The 16,304-nt window shown below is 64.6% G+C and carries 13 protein-coding genes, 4 tRNA genes and 3 pseudogenes; 10 read left to right on the top strand and 10 right to left on the bottom strand.

Features of this window, described 5'->3' with window-relative positions; genetic code table 11:
• Both BQ7477_RS05645 and BQ7477_RS05655 read left to right on the top strand, forming a co-directional pair.
• Positions 1 to 867 (top strand): IS256 family transposase (locus BQ7477_RS05645; RefSeq protein WP_129582528.1); only part of this gene is annotated, 867 nt, incomplete at its 5' end.
• A 697-nt stretch (positions 868 to 1,564) separates the two neighbouring features.
• A pseudogene (locus tag BQ7477_RS05655) lies at positions 1,565 to 2,194 on the top strand (transposase); the annotation flags it as partial.
• A 253-nt stretch (positions 2,195 to 2,447) separates the two neighbouring features.
• Here the strand turns inward: BQ7477_RS05655 and BQ7477_RS05660 are convergent.
• Positions 2,448 to 2,520 (bottom strand) — tRNA-Lys (locus tag BQ7477_RS05660).
• A 32-nt stretch (positions 2,521 to 2,552) separates the two neighbouring features.
• Positions 2,553 to 2,625: transfer RNA gene (locus BQ7477_RS05665), tRNA-Lys, on the bottom strand.
• 144 nt (positions 2,626 to 2,769) lie between these two features.
• Between BQ7477_RS05665 and BQ7477_RS05670 the strand changes: the two are divergent.
• A pseudogene (locus BQ7477_RS05670) lies at positions 2,770 to 3,210 on the top strand (metal-dependent transcriptional regulator); the annotation flags it as partial.
• A 35-nt stretch (positions 3,211 to 3,245) separates the two neighbouring features.
• Here the strand turns inward: BQ7477_RS05670 and BQ7477_RS05675 are convergent.
• Positions 3,246 to 3,318 (bottom strand) — tRNA-Lys (locus BQ7477_RS05675).
• 144 nt (positions 3,319 to 3,462) lie between these two features.
• Here BQ7477_RS05675 and BQ7477_RS05680 point away from each other — a divergent pair.
• Complete coding sequence (locus BQ7477_RS05680; RefSeq protein WP_073983137.1) at positions 3,463 to 4,131, top strand: metal-dependent transcriptional regulator; 669 nt, start codon at positions 3,463 to 3,465, stop codon at positions 4,129 to 4,131.
• A 154-nt stretch (positions 4,132 to 4,285) separates the two neighbouring features.
• Here the strand turns inward: BQ7477_RS05680 and BQ7477_RS05685 are convergent, their stop codons facing one another.
• The gene (locus BQ7477_RS05685; protein WP_073983138.1) at positions 4,286 to 4,732 is read right to left on the bottom strand and encodes an HIT family protein; all 447 of its coding nucleotides are present in this window, start codon (positions 4,730 to 4,732) and stop codon (positions 4,286 to 4,288) included.
• Positions 4,733 to 4,856: 124 nt separating this feature from the next.
• Between BQ7477_RS05685 and BQ7477_RS13020 the strand changes: the two are divergent.
• Positions 4,857 to 7,740, top strand: a pseudogene (locus BQ7477_RS13020) (leucine--tRNA ligase).
• A gap of 6 nt (positions 7,741 to 7,746) precedes the next feature.
• The gene (locus BQ7477_RS05705) at positions 7,747 to 8,784 is read left to right on the top strand and encodes an Fpg/Nei family DNA glycosylase (protein WP_073983139.1); all 1,038 of its coding nucleotides are present in this window, start codon (positions 7,747 to 7,749) and stop codon (positions 8,782 to 8,784) included.
• Between the two features lie 58 nt (positions 8,785 to 8,842).
• Here BQ7477_RS05705 and BQ7477_RS05710 read toward each other — a convergent pair whose 3' ends face one another.
• From BQ7477_RS05710 to BQ7477_RS05725, 4 genes are all read right to left on the bottom strand, one after another.
• Positions 8,843 to 9,334: a GNAT family N-acetyltransferase gene (locus tag BQ7477_RS05710; protein WP_073983140.1), complete on the bottom strand. Its 492-nt coding sequence runs from the start codon at positions 9,332 to 9,334 to the stop codon at positions 8,843 to 8,845.
• A gap of 85 nt (positions 9,335 to 9,419) precedes the next feature.
• Positions 9,420 to 10,064, bottom strand: coding sequence for a serine O-acetyltransferase (cysE, locus tag BQ7477_RS05715; RefSeq protein WP_073983141.1), 645 nt, complete (start codon positions 10,062 to 10,064; stop codon positions 9,420 to 9,422).
• Positions 10,065 to 10,155: 91 nt separating this feature from the next.
• Entirely contained in the window at positions 10,156 to 11,088 is a 933-nt protein-coding gene (cysK, locus tag BQ7477_RS05720) for a cysteine synthase A (protein ID WP_073983142.1), read from the bottom strand.
• A gap of 36 nt (positions 11,089 to 11,124) precedes the next feature.
• Entirely contained in the window at positions 11,125 to 11,781 is a 657-nt protein-coding gene (locus tag BQ7477_RS05725; protein WP_073983143.1) for a YigZ family protein, read from the bottom strand.
• A gap of 176 nt (positions 11,782 to 11,957) precedes the next feature.
• On the opposite strand from BQ7477_RS05725, the gene rpmF reads away from it, so the two are divergent.
• The 3 genes from rpmF (at position 11,958) to BQ7477_RS05740 (ending at position 13,630) form a co-directional block, all read left to right on the top strand.
• On the top strand, positions 11,958 to 12,128 hold the full coding sequence (gene rpmF, locus BQ7477_RS05730) for a 50S ribosomal protein L32 (RefSeq protein ID WP_073983144.1): 171 nt from the start codon (positions 11,958 to 11,960) through the stop codon (positions 12,126 to 12,128).
• Positions 12,129 to 12,246: 118 nt separating this feature from the next.
• Positions 12,247 to 13,518, top strand: coding sequence for a cation:proton antiporter (locus BQ7477_RS05735; protein ID WP_073983145.1), 1,272 nt, complete (start codon positions 12,247 to 12,249; stop codon positions 13,516 to 13,518).
• A 36-nt stretch (positions 13,519 to 13,554) separates the two neighbouring features.
• Positions 13,555 to 13,630: transfer RNA gene (locus tag BQ7477_RS05740), tRNA-Arg, on the top strand.
• Between the two features lie 110 nt (positions 13,631 to 13,740).
• Here BQ7477_RS05740 and BQ7477_RS05745 read toward each other — a convergent pair.
• Both BQ7477_RS05745 and BQ7477_RS05750 read right to left on the bottom strand, forming a co-directional pair.
• Entirely contained in the window at positions 13,741 to 14,514 is a 774-nt protein-coding gene (locus BQ7477_RS05745; RefSeq protein WP_234968707.1) for a Fic/DOC family protein, read from the bottom strand.
• Entirely contained in the window at positions 14,507 to 14,716 is a 210-nt protein-coding gene (locus BQ7477_RS05750) for a hypothetical protein (RefSeq protein WP_073983146.1), read from the bottom strand. The genes BQ7477_RS05745 and BQ7477_RS05750 overlap by 8 nt, the downstream gene beginning before the upstream one ends.
• Positions 14,717 to 15,251: 535 nt before the next feature.
• Between BQ7477_RS05750 and BQ7477_RS05755 the strand changes: the two genes are divergently transcribed.
• On the top strand, positions 15,252 to 16,235 hold the full coding sequence (locus BQ7477_RS05755; protein WP_073983147.1) for a methylenetetrahydrofolate reductase: 984 nt from the start codon (positions 15,252 to 15,254) through the stop codon (positions 16,233 to 16,235).
• Positions 16,236 to 16,304 lie beyond the last annotated feature (69 nt).

Here is a 16,304-nt window from a genome sequence, read left to right on the forward strand (position 1 = left end):
ACGATCACTGACGCGGTATGCGAGGCCGTCTTGGAGTGGCAGCACCGCCCCCTAGAAGCGTTCTACCCGGTGATCTACCTGGATGCGATCCGCATCAAAGTCCGATGCGATCACAGGGTGGAGAACCGGGCCGCTCACCTGGCGGTCGGAGTGGACATGGAGGGCGTCAAGCACGTGCTGGGCATCTGGGTCCAAGCCGATGAAGGCGCCTCCTTTTGGGCCCACGTGTGCGCCGAGCTGGCCAACCGAGGCCTACGCGATGTCCTGATCGTGTGCTGCGACGGGTTGACTGGCCTGCCCGAAGCCATCGAAGCGACCTGGCCCCAGTCCATGGTCCAAACCTGCGTCGTTCACTTAATCCGCGCCTCCATGCGTTTCGTGTCCTACAAGGACCGCAAGAGCGTCGCCACCGCTCTAAAGCGGGTCTACAGCGCGCCCAACGAGGAAACCGCCCGAGAGGCGCTGGAAGACTTCGCGGCCAGCGACCTGGGAGCGCGCTACCCCCAAACCGTTGCCACCTGGCAGCGCGCCTGGCAGCGCTTCACGCCGTTCCTGGCGTTCCCGCCCATGCTGCGCCGCGTCGTGTACACCACCAACGCTATCGAGTCCTTGAACTACCAGCTACGCAAAATCACCAAGAACCGCGGGCATTTCCCCAGCGAAGAAGCCGCCGTCAAACTCTTGTGGCTCGCCATCTGCAACATCGAAGACAAAAGAGCCGCCCAGCGCCTCACAGACGCCGGGAAACCCGCCAACAAACGAACAGGACACACCCGCCTCATCCAAGGACACACCACCACCAACTGGAAACAAGCCCTCGCCCAACTCACCACCGCCTACCCCGACCGAATCACCCCCTACCTCTAACCCCCATACACAGAAAAATTGACAGGCTNACGCCTGCTCCGAGGCTCGCATGCACGGGTTCGGTCGCGGGAGGCTCCGCTGGTGCGCCGGCCCTCCTAGGCCTCATCGGCGCTGGGGTGATCGCCCTGCGCAGGTGCCGCGCTTGATAGCAGGGGCCAGTTGCGGCCGATAGCATAGGTCTGTGCCTGACGCGATGCGAACGTGGCTCGGGTGCATCGCGTGAGGCCGAGGCCGGGGTTATCCACGAGGTGCCCCGGCCTCGTCGTCTGCGACGTACCCACCATCGCGCGCAGTTGACGTGCGCCGGTGACTCAACGGTCTATCCGCGAGCGAAGAGCTGTCTTGCGGTGCGCTCCGCGTCAACCCGATGGCAGGGTCGCCCAGGCGCACAATATAGGGCCCACGTGCGCGTTGGTAGCGCTCGCTCGGAGCAGTTTCGCATGCAATTTGATTTGGTGAACTTTCAACAGTTTCTACAAACGTTGCAATTCCAACGATGTGGATGTGTGGTGCGATGCGGTGCTGGGGGAATTGCATGCGAAACTTCTGGATAGACCGCCCGGTGGTGGCCTTGCGGTGCTGCTGGGGGCCATCGTGACGAAGGGTGTTCTGGCGGGAGTGCTGGTGCCGCATGCCGGGCCTCGAGGGCGTGTTTAATTGTCTGTGTATCCGTCTTCTTGTTTGAAAGGATTGATGCATGATGAATGATGATGATGTTGTTGTGGCTCGCGCTAGTGGGCGTGAGGCTGTGGAGGAGCTTCGCAGCTCGGGGGCGTTGGATGCGTTGTTTGAGCGTCTTGATGCTGGCGAGGTCGAGATGACGGGCAGCCAGGGCTTGTTGCCGGCGTTGCTCAAGGAGGCCTTGGAGCGCGGGTTGGCCGCTGAGCTGACCCAGCATTTGGGGTATGAGAAGGGCCAGACCAGTGGGCAGGCGCGCTCGAACACGAGGAACGGCACGACGAAGAAGACCGTGATATCGGAGGTGGGAGCCTTCGAGATCGAGGTCCCCCGGGACCGGGCAGGCTCGTTCACCCCGCGCCTGGTGCGTAAAGGACAGCGGCGCCTCGATGGCTTGGATTCGATGATTATCAGCTTGTATGCCGGGGGGATGACGGTACGCGATATCCGCCATCACCTGGCCTCCACCCTGGGCGTGGAGGTCAGTGCCGGGACGATTTCAACGATCACTGACGCGGTATGCGAGGCCGTCTTGGACTGGCAGCACCGCCCCCTAGAAGCGTTCTACCCGGTGATCTACCTGGACGCGATCCGCATCAAAGTCCGATGCGATCACAGGGTGGAGAACCGGGCCGCTCACCTGGCGGTCNCACACCGATCAGAAACGCCACGGAATCCCGGAAGGAACCCCCACCCCAGAAGAAGGACTCTGGCCACGCAAAGGCTGGGCCGGACGCGCCCACTAGACCCACGACACGCCGTCTAAAGCACCACGTTTGCGCCTATAGCCCGTCCTATAACCCCCTAATCCCGGGTGTGCGGTCTGTCGGCGGCCCCGACCGCCTGGGCTGGCCGGGCCGGGCATGCGAAAAGCCGACGACCTGAAGGCCGTCGGCTATCTGTGCGTCATGGGGGACTTGAACCCTCAACCCGCTGATTAAGAGTCAGCTGCTCTGCCAATTGAGCTAATGACGCGGGACTCTCGCCAGCCGAAGCCGGGAAAGCTGTGCGTCATGGGGGACTTGAACCCTCAACCCGCTGATTAAGAGTCAGCTGCTCTGCCAATTGAGCTAATGACGCGGGGGTCTTGCAACCGAGAAGTAAATATACAGGCCCGGTAGGGTCGGTGCAAGTCAGTGGGGGTGCTCGTGTCCTATGTCGCATCCTGCGCGGGCGACTAGGTCGGTCTTGCCTACAATGGGAGTTTGAGCGAAAGGGGAAGCCATGCCGGAGGCGTCGAGCGAATACTCAGCAGTCGTCGAGGACATCCTCAAGCTCGTGTGGAGCGCCGAGGAAGCTGGCCGTGATGGCGTTAAGCCGAAAGACATCGGCGAATACATGGGCGTGGTCCCTTCGACGACGACGGAGAATGTCCAGCGCCTCGCCCGGCAAGGACTCGTGACACACGAGCGCTATGGGCGTGTGCGTCTGACGGAGGAGGGGCGTGCCGTCGCCCTGGGCATGGTGCGACGCCACCGCCTGCTCGAAACCTACCTGCACGAGGCCCTCGGCTTTTCGTGGGATGAGGTGCACGAAGAAGCGGAGATCCTCGAGCATGCCGTCTCTGAGCGCCTGCTTGACCGCCTCGACAAGGTGCTCGGCTATCCGACTCGCGACCCTCACGGCGACCCCATCCCGCGCGCGGACGGTTGCAGCGATGAGGTCCCGGGNACTCTCGCCAGCCGAAGCCGGGAAAGCTGTGCGTCATGGGGGACTTGAACCCTCAACCCGCTGATTAAGAGTCAGCTGCTCTGCCAATTGAGCTAATGACGCGGGGGTCTTGCAACCGAGAAGTAAATATACAGGCCCGGTAGGGTCGGTGCAAGTCAGTGGGGGTGCTCGTGTCCTATGTCGCATCCTGCGCGGGCGACTAGGTCGGTCTTGCCTACAATGGGAGTTTGAGCGAAAGGGGAAGCCATGCCGGAGGCGTCGAGCGAATACTCAGCAGTCGTCGAGGACATCCTCAAGCTCGTGTGGAGCGCCGAGGAAGCTGGCCGTGATGGCGTTAAGCCGAAAGACATCGGCGAATACATGGGCGTGGTCCCTTCGACGACGACGGAGAATGTCCAGCGCCTCGCCCGGCAAGGACTCGTGACACACGAGCGCTATGGGCGTGTGCGTCTGACGGAGGAGGGGCGTGCCGTCGCCCTGGGCATGGTGCGACGCCACCGCCTGCTCGAAACCTACCTGCACGAGGCCCTCGGCTTTTCGTGGGATGAGGTGCACGAAGAAGCGGAGATCCTCGAGCATGCCGTCTCTGAGCGCCTGCTTGACCGCCTCGACAAGGTGCTCGGCTATCCGACTCGCGACCCTCACGGCGACCCCATCCCGCGCGCGGACGGTTGCAGCGATGAGGTCCCGGGAGTTCCCCTGGATAGCCTGGCGGTGGGGGACGGCGGCATGGTTGAGCGCCTGCCTGACCGTGACCCGCAGGCCCTGCGGGCCTGGGAGGAGGTCGGCCTCGTGCCGGGTGCCGACGTGGTCCTCGTTGGCCGCGCCCCGGGGGCGATCACCGTGGCCCTCGATGATGGGCAGATGGTGCAGTTGGGGGAGGCCCTGGCCTCGGGCATCGGCGTGCGCGCTTAGCGCGACCCGCGCGGGCGAGGTCGTGGTTGAGCGGTGGTCCTCCAGTTGTGCATCACCGATTAGCGTGACCCGCGCGGGCGAGGCCGTGACCCCGCCCCTGCGTTCCGCTCGATGCGGCGGGGCGATGCCACTGCCAGACGTCAGGGGAGGGTACTTAGTTCAGGTCCGCGCTACCCATCGCCGGGGGAACGTGGGCCTTGTGACCGGCGACGAGGAGGGCCTCGCGCAGGGATGTCATGGCGGCGTCGAGTTCCTCGTCAGTGGCGGGGGCTGCTTTGGAGAGGAGAATGTCGGTCTCGTCGCGCAGTGGGATGACGTGCAGGTGCGTGTGAGGCACCTCGAAGCCTGCGATGGCCATGCCTGCGCGCGGCACGCCGAAAGCCGCTTTCTGCGCCAGGCCAATCGCGCGTGCCACCTTCATCAGGTGCGCTGCCACGTCCGAGGGGGCGTCGGTCCACGCCTCGTAGGGGCAGCGCGGGACGACGAGGACGTGCCCGGGGGAGGTCGGTTCGATCGTGGCGAAGGCGACGCACAGGTCGTCGGCCCACACGAAGCGTCCGGGCCACACGCCCGAGATGATGTTTTCAAAGACAGTGCTCATGCGACTATTGTCACCTATTTGCGCTCGCTTCGGTAGGTGGGCGCGTCCGGCGGGGCGGGCGGGGGTGAACTACGCTGGTGGGGAGTATTGTTACGCGACCCATCGTTAAGCGAGGAACGCACAGATGAGCGAAAATCCGCAAGGTGCCCCGGCCCAGCGCTACACCGCGCAGCTTGCCGGTCAGATCGAGACGAAGTGGCAGGAACGCTGGGAGGAGCTGGGCACGTTCTACGCGGACAACCCGACGGGTGACCTAGCTGGCCCGCTGGCGTCCAGCAACCCCTACTTCATTCTCGACATGTTCCCCTATCCCTCGGGGAAGGGCTTGCACGTGGGGCACCCGCTCGGTTACATCGCGACCGACACGCTGGCGCGCTACCGCCGCATGAAGGGCGACAACGTCTTGTACACGATGGGCTATGACGCTTTTGGCCTGCCCGCTGAGCAGTACGCCGTCCAGACCGGTCAGCATCCGGCTATCACGACGAATCAGAACATCGCGAACATGCGCCGCCAGCTGCGCCGCATGGGTCTGTCTCACGACTCGCGCCGCTCGTTTGCGACGACCGACATTGAGTACGTGCACTGGACGCAGTGGATCTTCCTGCAGGTTTTCAACTCATGGTTCGACCCCGAGGCCACGGCACCCGACGGCTCTTCCGGCGCTGCCCGCCCGATCGGTGAGCTGATCGCCAAGCTCGAGTCAGGTGAGATCCGGCCGGAGGATGGCTCGGACTACAACTCCCTGGACCGCGCCTCCCAGGCCAAGGTCGTCGACTCCTACCGCCTCGCCTACGTTTCCGAGGCCCCCGTCAACTGGTGCCCCGGCCTCGGCACGGTCCTGGCCAACGAAGAGGTCACCGCGGACGGCCGCTCAGAGCGCGGCAACTACCCGGTGTTCAAGCGCAACCTGCGCCAGTGGATGATGCGTATCACCGCTTACGGCAAGCGTCTGGTCGACGACCTCGACACCATCAACTGGCCCGAGAAGGTGCGCACCATGCAGCGCAACTGGATTGGCCGGTCCGAGGGGGCTACCGTCCGCTTCGACGTGCCAGGCGCGCGTGAGGCTGGTGCCACCCCCGATTTCCTAGACGTGTACACGACGCGCCCCGATACCCTCTTCGGCGCGACCTTCATGGTCGTNTGGTTGAGCGGTGGTCCTCCAGTTGTGCATCACCGATTAGCGTGACCCGCGCGGGCGAGGCCGTGACCCCGCCCCTGCGTTCCGCTCGATGCGGCGGGGCGATGCCACTGCCAGACGTCAGGGGAGGGTACTTAGTTCAGGTCCGCGCTACCCATCGCCGGGGGAACGTGGGCCTTGTGACCGGCGACGAGGAGGGCCTCGCGCAGGGATGTCATGGCGGCGTCGAGTTCCTCGTCAGTGGCGGGGGCTGCTTTGGAGAGGAGAATGTCGGTCTCGTCGCGCAGTGGGATGACGTGCAGGTGCGTGTGAGGCACCTCGAAGNGTCGTGCGTACCATCGGCCCCGCGGACGACCCCTACGGCCCCGACCTCGAGGCCGGCGCCTACACGGGCGACGGCGTGGCCGTCGACTCCGCGAACGACGAGATCGACCTGAACGGCCTGGCCAAGGACGAGGCCAAGGCCGCCATGATCGAGTGGCTGGTCGCCAAGGGTCTGGGCCACGCCACCGTCACCTATCGCCTGCGCGACTGGCTCTTCAGCCGCCAGCGCTACTGGGGCGAGCCCTTCCCGATCGTGTGGGACGAGGACGGTGTCGCGCACGCCCTGCCCGAGGAGATGCTGCCCGTCGAGCTGCCCGAGGTCAGCGACTACAGCCCCCGCACCTTCGACGCCGACGACGCCGAATCCTCGCCCGAGGCGCCGCTGGGCCGCGCCGAAGAATGGGTGAACGTCACCCTCGACCTGGGCGACGGACCCAAGCGCTACCGCCGCGAGACCAACACGATGCCCCAGTGGGCCGGTTCGTGCTGGTACGAGATGCGCTACACCGACCCCACGAACTCCGATCGCTTCGCCGACGCGGAGAACCTGAACTATTGGATGGGGCCGCGCGAGGGTAAGGCTAGCGGCGGTACCGACATGTACGTCGGCGGCGTCGAGCACGCGGTCCTGCACCTGCTCTACGCCCGCTTCTGGCAGAAGGTCCTGTTCGACCTGGGCCACGTGCCCGACTCCGAGCCCTACCACACGCTCTTCAACCAGGGATACGTCCAGGCCTACGCCTACACGGACTCTCGCGGCCAGTATGTGCCCGCCGACGAGGTCGAGGGCGACGAGACCAGCGGCTTCACCTACAAGGGCGAGCCCGTGGGCCGCGAGTACGGCAAGATGGGCAAGTCCCTGAAGAACATCGTCACGCCCGACGAGATGTACGACGCCTACGGCGCCGACGTCTTCCGCGTGTACGAGATGAGCATGGGTCCCCTCGACCTGTCGCGCCCGTGGGAGACCCGCGCGGTCGTCGGCTCTCAGCGTTTCCTGCAGCGCCTGTGGCGTAACGCCGTCGACGAGGAGACCGGCGAGCTGACGGTCACTGACGAGCCCTCGGATGAGGCGACGCGCCGCCTGGTGGCGCGCACGATCGCCGAGGTCACTGACGAATACGAGAACCTGCGTATCAACACGGCGATCTCCAAGCTCATCGTCCTCAACAACCACCTGACCAGCCTGGATACTGTCCCGCGTGACGCGATCGAGCCGCTGGTCCTCATGCTCGCCCCCGTCGCCCCGCACGTGTGCGAGGAACTGTGGAGCCGCCTCGGCCATGAAAACTCCCTGGCCCGCGAGCCTTTCCCGGTCGTCGAGGACGCCTCGCTGCTGGTCGAAGACACGGTGACGGCCATCGTCCAGGTCAACGGCAAGGTGAAGGCCCGCATCGAGGTCGCCCCCTCCATCTCCGAGGAGGATCTCATCGCGGCAGCGCTGGCCGAGGCGCCGATCGTGAAGGCCCTCGGTGGGGCGCAGCCTCTCAAGGTGATCGCCCGCGTGCCGAAGCTGGTTAACGTCGTCGTCAAGAAGTGAGGTCTCATGCCTGAAGGCGATGCAGTCCGTCGCCTAGCCGGTACCCTCGACGAGCTTTTCGTCGGGGGTATCGTCTCGGCATCGTCCCCGCAGGGGCGCTTCGCGTCCTCGGCCGCCCTTCTGGACGGGTGGGTCATACAGCGTGTGCGCGTGCATGGCAAACACATGTTCATCGGTTTTGTCGCGCCCACCCCGGGTGAGGTGTACGAGGCCGGGGTGGACCTCCTCGAGGGCGCCGCGGCCGGCAGTGGTGAACCCCTCCTCGGCGAGGATGCTCCCTGGCCGGACCGGTGGGTGCACATCCACCTGGGCCTGTACGGCTGGTGGCGCTTCAACGGTGACGAAACTGTTGTTGATGAGGGGCACGGTGTCGCCCACCGCATCCCCAACGCCCAGAAGGGGGAGTGGAACGGACACTCCGAGACCCGCTGGGGCGAGGGGTTCGGCGAGGCCAAGGCGGGCGAGTGGGAGCCCCCGGAACCGGTCGGAGCCGTGCGCCTGCGCCTGTTCAACGACCACGCCGTCGCCGACCTCGTGGGTCCTAACCGCTGCGACCTCATCACGGATGAGGAACGAGTCGTAGCCGAATCGAAGCTGGGGCCCGACCCCCTGGACGCCGGGGCTCGCTCCGACGCCGAGGCTATGGAGCGTTTCGCCAAGGTCGCCCACTCGAAGAAGCGCGCGATCGGCGAGATCGTCATGGACCAGTCGATCATTGCGGGCGTGGGTAACATCTACCGTGCCGACGCCCTGTTCCTCGCGGGTATCTCACCGCACCGCAAGGGTGCCAACATCTCCCTCAAGCGCCTGCGGGAGTTGTGGGTCCTCATCTGTGACCTCATGAACCGCGGCCTGGCCGCCGGGCGCCTAGACACGATGGACCCGCAGGAGGCACCCAACCCGCCGATCGAAGGGGACGAGGAGGCCTCGCGCTGGTACGCCTACCACCGCACAGGCCGTCCGTGCCTGCGCTGCGGGACGCCGATCCGCGAAGCTCTCATGCAGAACCGACGCCTGTTCTGGTGTCCGTCCTGCCAGCGCTGAGCGCAAGGATTCCTGCGGGGGGAGCGCGGGCCGCGGCTCGCGCTCCTGCCCGTGCAGATCAGGCGATTTCCTCGAATCCGAGAACCGAGTAGAGTTCTCGAGCGCCGCCGTGGCGCCTATCCAAGCGCAGGGCAAGGGAATCGAAACCCCAGTTCGTGCACCTGGAGGCCACCTCTGAGATGAGTGCAGTCGCGATGCCCCGCCGACGGTAGTCCGGCGCAACGATCAGGTCAACGACGAAGGGGCCATCGGGGGCATCATCCCAGGGTGACTCACGCACGACGAGGATCGCGCCGACGAGTGTGCCGCCGTCCCATGCGCCGACGAAAGAATCTTCGGTTGTTTCGCCGAAGGCGCCTTCGAAGGTGAGACGGAGTTCCTCGGAGGTTTCAAGAAGTGCCTCGGGCGTGACAGCGTCGTCGTACGCCTCGAGGGTGAGCGCCGCAAGAGCGGGAATGTCGAATGTTGTGAGCGTGGCGATCTCAATACCCTGGGGCCGATCCGCCGCTGACAACGCGTCCAATGGGGCATGTAGAGTTCGAGCGTCCATAAACCAACTATAGGTGAGGGTGCTCACTTTGTCGCGGTTCGTGAACGAATTCTCGACGGGTATTGCCCCAGACGAGCCGACAGGCTCAGATGTAGAGCGCCGGCTCCTCAAAGAAATAGCTCGGATCGACGATCAGATCGCGGTCGCGGGTATCCTTTTCTGGCTTGGGCAGCAGACGCGCGGGCACGCCGATCGCTACGTTGCCGCAGGGTACATCCTTGACGACGACGGCGTTAGCGCCAATCTTGACGCCGGTCCCAACAGTGATAGGACCTAAGACTTTTGCTCCTGCGCCGATCATGACATGGTCACCGACTGTGGGGTGGCGCTTACCCGGCGTCATGGCGACGCCGCCCAGGGTGACACCGTGGAAAATGACGACGTCATTGCCGACCTGCGCGGTCTGGCCGATGACGACGCCCGTCGCGTGATCGATGAACACACGTCGACCGATCTGAGCCTCGGGGTGGATGTCCACCCCGGTGACAGCACGGACAACAGAAGACAAAGCGCGAGCAGGCGTGTGAGCGCCGAACTGCCACAGGGCGTGGGACACGCGGTGAGTCCACAGGGCGTGCACGCCCGGGTAGGTCAGGGCGATCTCCAGAGAGGACGTGGCCGCAGGGTCACGCCGACGCGCGGTCATCAGGTCTTCGTGGAACAAACCGAGCGCCCTCGTGGGGAACACGCCAGAAAAAATGCGCGACAGGGCGTGGACGGTGAGCTTCACGGGTTCCTCCTCCGGTGGATGGATACGGCGAGTGCGCAAGTGGCCCCGGACATTCTATCCGGGGCCACTCTAACGCGTCATGACGGGGTGTTCAGTCTTCAAGACCGGCGAACAGTGCCGTCGAGAGGTAACGCTCACCCGTGTCAGGCAGCAGTGTGACAATCTTCTTGCCGACCAGTTCGGGGCGAGCCGCGACCACGGCGGCCCCCGCCAGGGCAGCACCCGAGGAAATTCCCACGAGCAGGCCCTCTTCGGCGGCGGCGCGGCGCGCGAATTCAAGCGCGGTCGCGGTCTCGACGGAGACGACTTCGTCGATGAGAGCCGCGTCGAAGGTGTCGGGCACAAAGTTAGGCATGAGGCCCTGAATACCGTGAGGGCCGGGGGCGCCGCCGGTCAGCAGGGGAGACTCGGCGGGCTGCACGGCGACGATGTGCACGTTCGGGTTCTTGTCTTTCAGGACGCGCGCGACGCCCGAGATGGTGCCGCCCGTACCCACGCCGGCGACGAACACGTCGACCTGGCCGTCGGTGTCCGCCCAGATCTCCTCGCCCGTGTGAGCGATGTGCGCGGCGGGGTTCGCGGGGTTCGTGAACTGGGAGGCGATGATCGCTCCGGGGCGCTCGGACGCGATGCGCTCAGCCTCGGCGACCGCGGCGGAGACGCCGCCCTTCGGGTCGGTGAGGACCAGTTCGGCGCCGAAGGCGCGCACGATCGCGCGGCGCTCCAGGGACATGGAGGAGGGCATGACGATGACGACCTTGTAGCCCCGCGCCGCGCCCACCATCGACAGGGCGATGCCCGTGTTGCCGGAGGTAGCCTCGACGATCGTGCCGCCGGGGGCCAGGGCTCCCGAGGCCTCGGCAGCGTCGATGATTGAGCGCGCGATGCGGTCCTTGACGGAAGAAGCAGGGTTGAAGGACTCGACCTTCGCGACGACGTCCACGTCGTCGCCAGCGATGCGGTTAATGCGAACGAGGGGGGTGCCGCCAATCAGATCGGCGACGGTGGAGGCGATGCGAGCCATGAGGGGTCCTTCCAAGAAAGTGGTACCCCCGAATTGTTATCCCCCGCTCGGAGCCTCGTCTAGTTCAACCCGGCGCGTTTCCACGTAGCGAAACTTTGCAACACCCGACGAGGCCTGGGCCAGGCACGCGTCAAAGGCGTCACGCTGCGCGGGGTCGATACCAATCGTGAGCGTCACCTCTTGAGTCCACGTGGCGTCCAGGATTGAGGCTCCACGCGCGCGCAGCTCCGCTTCGATGCGACCAGCATCAGCGGGATTCAAGCATGTTTGCAGCACATCGCGTTCCACGAGGTAAGCGATGGGAGCTGCGGCCACCGCCTCGGACACGGAGGTTGAATAGGCGCGTACGAGGCCGCCCCCGCCGAGCAGAATCCCACCGAAGTAGCGAGTGACGATCGCCGTCGCATTCCACGTGTTGGAGGCGCGCAGAGCTTCCAGCATGGGGGTTCCCGCCGTCCCCGATGGTTCCCCGTCATCGGAGGAATGCTGCAGGGCGGCGGCGTCCGGCGGATCAATGAGGTACGCCGAGCAGTTGTGACGCGCCTGAGGATGCTTCGTTTTCACCTCGTCAATGAGCGCACGAGCCTCCTTCGGAGTGTCCGTCCTGGCCAGTGTCGTGATAAAGCGTGATCGCTTGATCTCGATCTCGTGTGTGAGGAGCGTGCCTTGGGCGAGGGTGCGAAGAATAGGCATGAGGAAAGTCTAGGGGAGCCCCGCCGTTCCCAGTCTGTAACCAGAATCGCAGCCATGCTCCTGCGCGCAATATGCCGCACGAGCGGGCTCCGTGGTAGTCTAGTCGGGTTGTCGCCGTGCGCCCGCGTGGCGCACCGATCAAAATAGTCGTCGAGAAAGAAGAGGAGCGGTAAGACATGGCAGTTCCGAAGCGCAAGATGTCCCGTGCGAACACCCGCACCCGCCGGTCTACTTGGAAGGCTGATCTTACCGAGCTGAACACCATCAAGGTTGCCGGCCGTGAGATCCGCGTGCCCCGCCGCCTGGCCAAGGCATACAAGAACGGTCTCCTGGACGTCGAGGGCTGACCTCGCATCCATGCACGGGCCCGGGACTCGTCGTCCCGGGCCTTCGTTATGCCCTACTCTCGTGCCACACGCCTGAGGGCACCGTGTGCCCGAGCGTGACACACGCAAAGGAACGCACATGAATCTGACGACCACAGTCCTCGCCGCGAGTTGGGGAGCGAGCCACGGCCTCGTCGCAGTGTCCGGAACCACCGACACCGGAGGGGCGATTGTGTCCCTCTTTGTCATCGCAGCAGTGGCAGCGCTCACACCATTGTTGGCCTCCCTCACACGCAAGCGCGTACCCGACGTTGTATGGCTCCTCATCCTAGGGGTTATCGTCGGCCCGGGCGTGCTCGGGCTAGCAACCCTGACAGAGCCGATCTCAGTGTTTCGTGAGGTCGGCATGGGCATGCTTTTCCTCATCGCCGGAACCGAGATCGACGTCGCACAGGTGCATGGGCAGGCCGGTCGGCGTGCCCTGGTTACGTGGCTCGCCTGCTTCGCCATCGGACTCGGCGCGTCGTGGGGCGCCGTCGCGGCCGCCGGGACGACGGGCGTGGAGAACTCAACTTACATCGCGCTGGCTATTGCACTCACCTCCACCGCGCTGGGCACCCTGCTGCCTATCCTCATGGAAGCCGGCGTCATGGGGACCACGATCGGCAAGGCCGTCCTAGTTCACGGGGCTATCGGCGAACTCGCGCCCATCATCGCGATGTCCCTGCTACTGTCAGCGCGCAGCCCCTGGCTTTCCTTCGCCGTGCTCATGTTCTTCGTGCTCGCCACCATCGTCGCCGTCGCGATCCCCACCCGCTTCGTGCTGCGCCACCCCGAGATTGGGCGCACTATCCTTCATGGCGCCCAGACCTCACAAAAGACCCTCATGCGCGTCGTCATGGTCATCCTGACAGGCCTCATGGCCCTGTCCGCCGTCTTGGATTTGGACATGGTGCTCGGCGCGTTCGCCGCCGGCGTCATCGTGCGCGCCCTGGCCCCCGGTAATTTCACGATGATCGAGGGAGAGTTGCGCACGCTCGGCTTTTCTTTCCTCATACCCCTCTTCTTCGTCACATCCGGCATGACGATTTCGCCGGGCGCCGTTACCACCCACCCGTTCCTGCTCGTCTCTTTCATCGGGGCGATCCTCCTCGTGCGCGGTCTGCCCATCGTTGTGTTAGAGCGCTTCCACGGGACCGTCGAGAGAGTTAACTGGGCCGATGCAACGCGCATCGGCCTGTACAGCGCGACTGGCCTACCTATCATTGTCGCTGTCACCGGCCTGGCCTCTTCCACGGGGATCATCCCGACCTGGCTGGCATCCCTGTTGGTCGTCGCCGGTGCACTGTCGGTGCTCCTCTTCCCGTTGCTGTCCTTCCTGTTGGGCCGCGCCGTTGGAAAGCGCGACTAACCTCCGCTAGTCTTACAAGCAGCGCACATGCGCCACGCCTCCGTAGCTCAATGGATAGAGCAAGGGCCTTCTAATCCCGAGGTTGCAGGTTCGAGTCCTGTCGGAGGCGCCACCGATCCACACCGCATGAGTGTCGCCGTGCACACGCCCGCGTGAGACGCGCCGACGACGAGCGTGGAGTCGATCATCCGACGTTGTCCGGATCCCCGGCTCTGTGTGCTCTCAACGCTGCTCAATGGGAACGATGGGCCGGGCGCGTCGCTGGTCCTCAGTCAGCGGAGTGATCACGTCGGCGAGGGTATCGGCCATCGGAGTGTGATCGTGGTAGTCCTGGAAGTAGTAGCGCGCCGCGACGAAACGTTCACGAACAGGGTTCGTGACGCCAGCCAGTCGATCCTCGCGACTCGGAGGTAGGAATGCTCTCGCATCCAGGTGGTAGCCAGCGTGGTGGGCGAGTTCGGAGAAGAACACGAGCTGCGAGCGCGTGTTTCCCTCGCGGAAGGAATGCACGACGTTGAGAGACACCCAGCGTAATGCTAGGTTGTCGACGAAGTCGCCCAGTGCCAGTCCGCGTAGATAATCGGCCTCCTTGAGGAGAGCGTACTCGTGTGTCGCGGCCTCGGTCAGCTCCCGCCCTGCTGACGTATATTCGTGCGGGACCGAATAGTCGCGCGGATCAAACTTGGGGAACGCTGACACATCGGGGCCGAACTTAATCATTGGCCCGCCCATGGGTGCGCTGCGTTCCTGGCCCGCCCACACGAAGGTGTCCTGGAAGATGTGACGATGAATTGCCTTCATGTGGTCGTAGTCGAAGCGGCCCAGGAGAGGGGAGCGTGTAAGTTCCATCAGACGCAGCCGCGCCCAATGCTCCTCCAACGCACCGACCACCACCATCGACGGTATGCCGTTGGGGAAACGTCCTCCGCGAGTGAACTTGTTACGCATCGTGTGGGTCCCTGGGATGAAATAGGCATCCCACGACGGATCACTCATGATCCACGCCAAACTTCGCGCAGAGGTATTCCTCACCGAGACGCCCCGCTTCCTCGACGGTGATCTCGCCGGTCGCTGCCTTTGCGTGAAGCTCACGCAGATAAGGATCCGAGACCGTATGCCCCGCGAGATACAGGGCAGCGTCAGCAAAATCCAAGCAGTCTTGCGGTGTCACAGACGCTACCGTGCGGATGTTGGACATATGAATCCTCCTCATCGGGTGACCGGCGTCCATACTGGAAAAGTTCTCAGAGGTTCGACAATAGCTCAGCCGTACGAGGTCGTGGCCCCCTTCGGGGGACACGTGCGGCGCTCGCACAGCGGCGTGGGGCGTTCCGTTGTCAGCTCTCCACATGATACTCGCGAACCAGGCCAGGAGAGTGAGTGGATGGGTACGAGACTGAGCCGCCGGGGCTGGACTTGCCGCTTAGGAAAACTCGTCGCCGGGGGAGCATGAGCGAACCAACTACTGGCAGGAGTCCATCTCGGGTCACGTGAAATCGCGCTGTCACAAACTCCCGTTACGTGGACTGCCCCTGCGTGACCTGCACGAAGGTGGAGATACTGGGGTCATGAACGCGCGAACGAACATCATCCGTCGCATGTGCGGGTCGATTCGTGCCCGAATGCGCAGCTGACAACGACGTCCGCCATCCATAGGCCCCGACCCGCCGTCACAACATCAGATGCACGCACGTGCACGCAGGCGGGACGATGCCGCGACCGAAGAGTTTATTGTGTCATTCTCCGACGACGATTACGCCTGTCCTTGCACCCACGACCACGAACCCACGCTCTTGTCCTTCGAGGTCATGCCTCCACGCAAGCCCTCCCTGGAAGCCTCGTTCTGGGACACGGTTGACCATCTCCTTCAGGTGCGTCCCGATTTCATGTCAGTGACCTACGGCGCGGGTGGCAAGGACCGCAATAATGCCCGCGCAACGGTTCAACGCCTCGTGCGCGACACCCCGATTCAGCCGATCGCTCACCTGACCTGCGTGGGCAATTCGACAGCCGAAGTCGTCTCGACCGTGTACGACTACTTAGAGTCGGGCGTACGAACCTTCCTCGCTCTGCGCGGCGATCCGCCGGCCGGTCAGGAGGACTGGACGCCCGGACCCGGCGGTGTCGCCAGCGCCACCGAACTCATTCACCTGATTCGCACGGTTGAAAAGCGCCGCTGCGACGCACACCCGGGCGAGGCTCTCCGCTCCGCCTTCAAACCCCTGACCATTGCCGTCGCCGCGTTCCCCGCGGGCAACCCCGCCGCAGGAACGACCCCTTCACAGGAGGTGGAGCGTCTCCTCGTCAAGCAAGCGGCAGGCGCGTCCTTTGCGATCACCCAACTATTCTGGGACGCCGACGTCTATTCCGCCTTCGTCGAGCGCGCCCGCCGGGCAGGCGTCACCATCCCGATTGTTCCGGGAATCCTTCCCGCGACCGACCCGGCGCGCCTGCGCCGCGTCCAGAGCCTCACAGGTATTGAAGTTCCCGAGCAACTCCTATCCACCCTCGCCGGATGGGATGACCAGGAACGCCGCAATGAATTCGGCGCTGCCTTTGGTTCCCGCCTCATTCACGCAGTCCTGGACGCGGGCGCCCCGGGCGTCCACCTGTACACCTTCAACAGGGCACGGCCTGTCCTCGACATTCTGGCTCTCATGGGAGTGACGCCGGACCCGCAGTGGTCCCCGGCCTCGCACCCCTTGACGCGCGACTGAACGCGCCCCTTTATCCACCCCGCGGCCGGGTGCGGGCCAAGCCCGCGTGCGCCGCACGAGTAGCACACC

Origin of the sequence: Actinomyces bouchesdurhonensis, assembly GCF_900128465.1 — a bacterium.
In the GTDB taxonomy this organism is placed as follows: domain Bacteria; phylum Actinomycetota; class Actinomycetes; order Actinomycetales; family Actinomycetaceae; genus Pauljensenia; species Pauljensenia bouchesdurhonensis.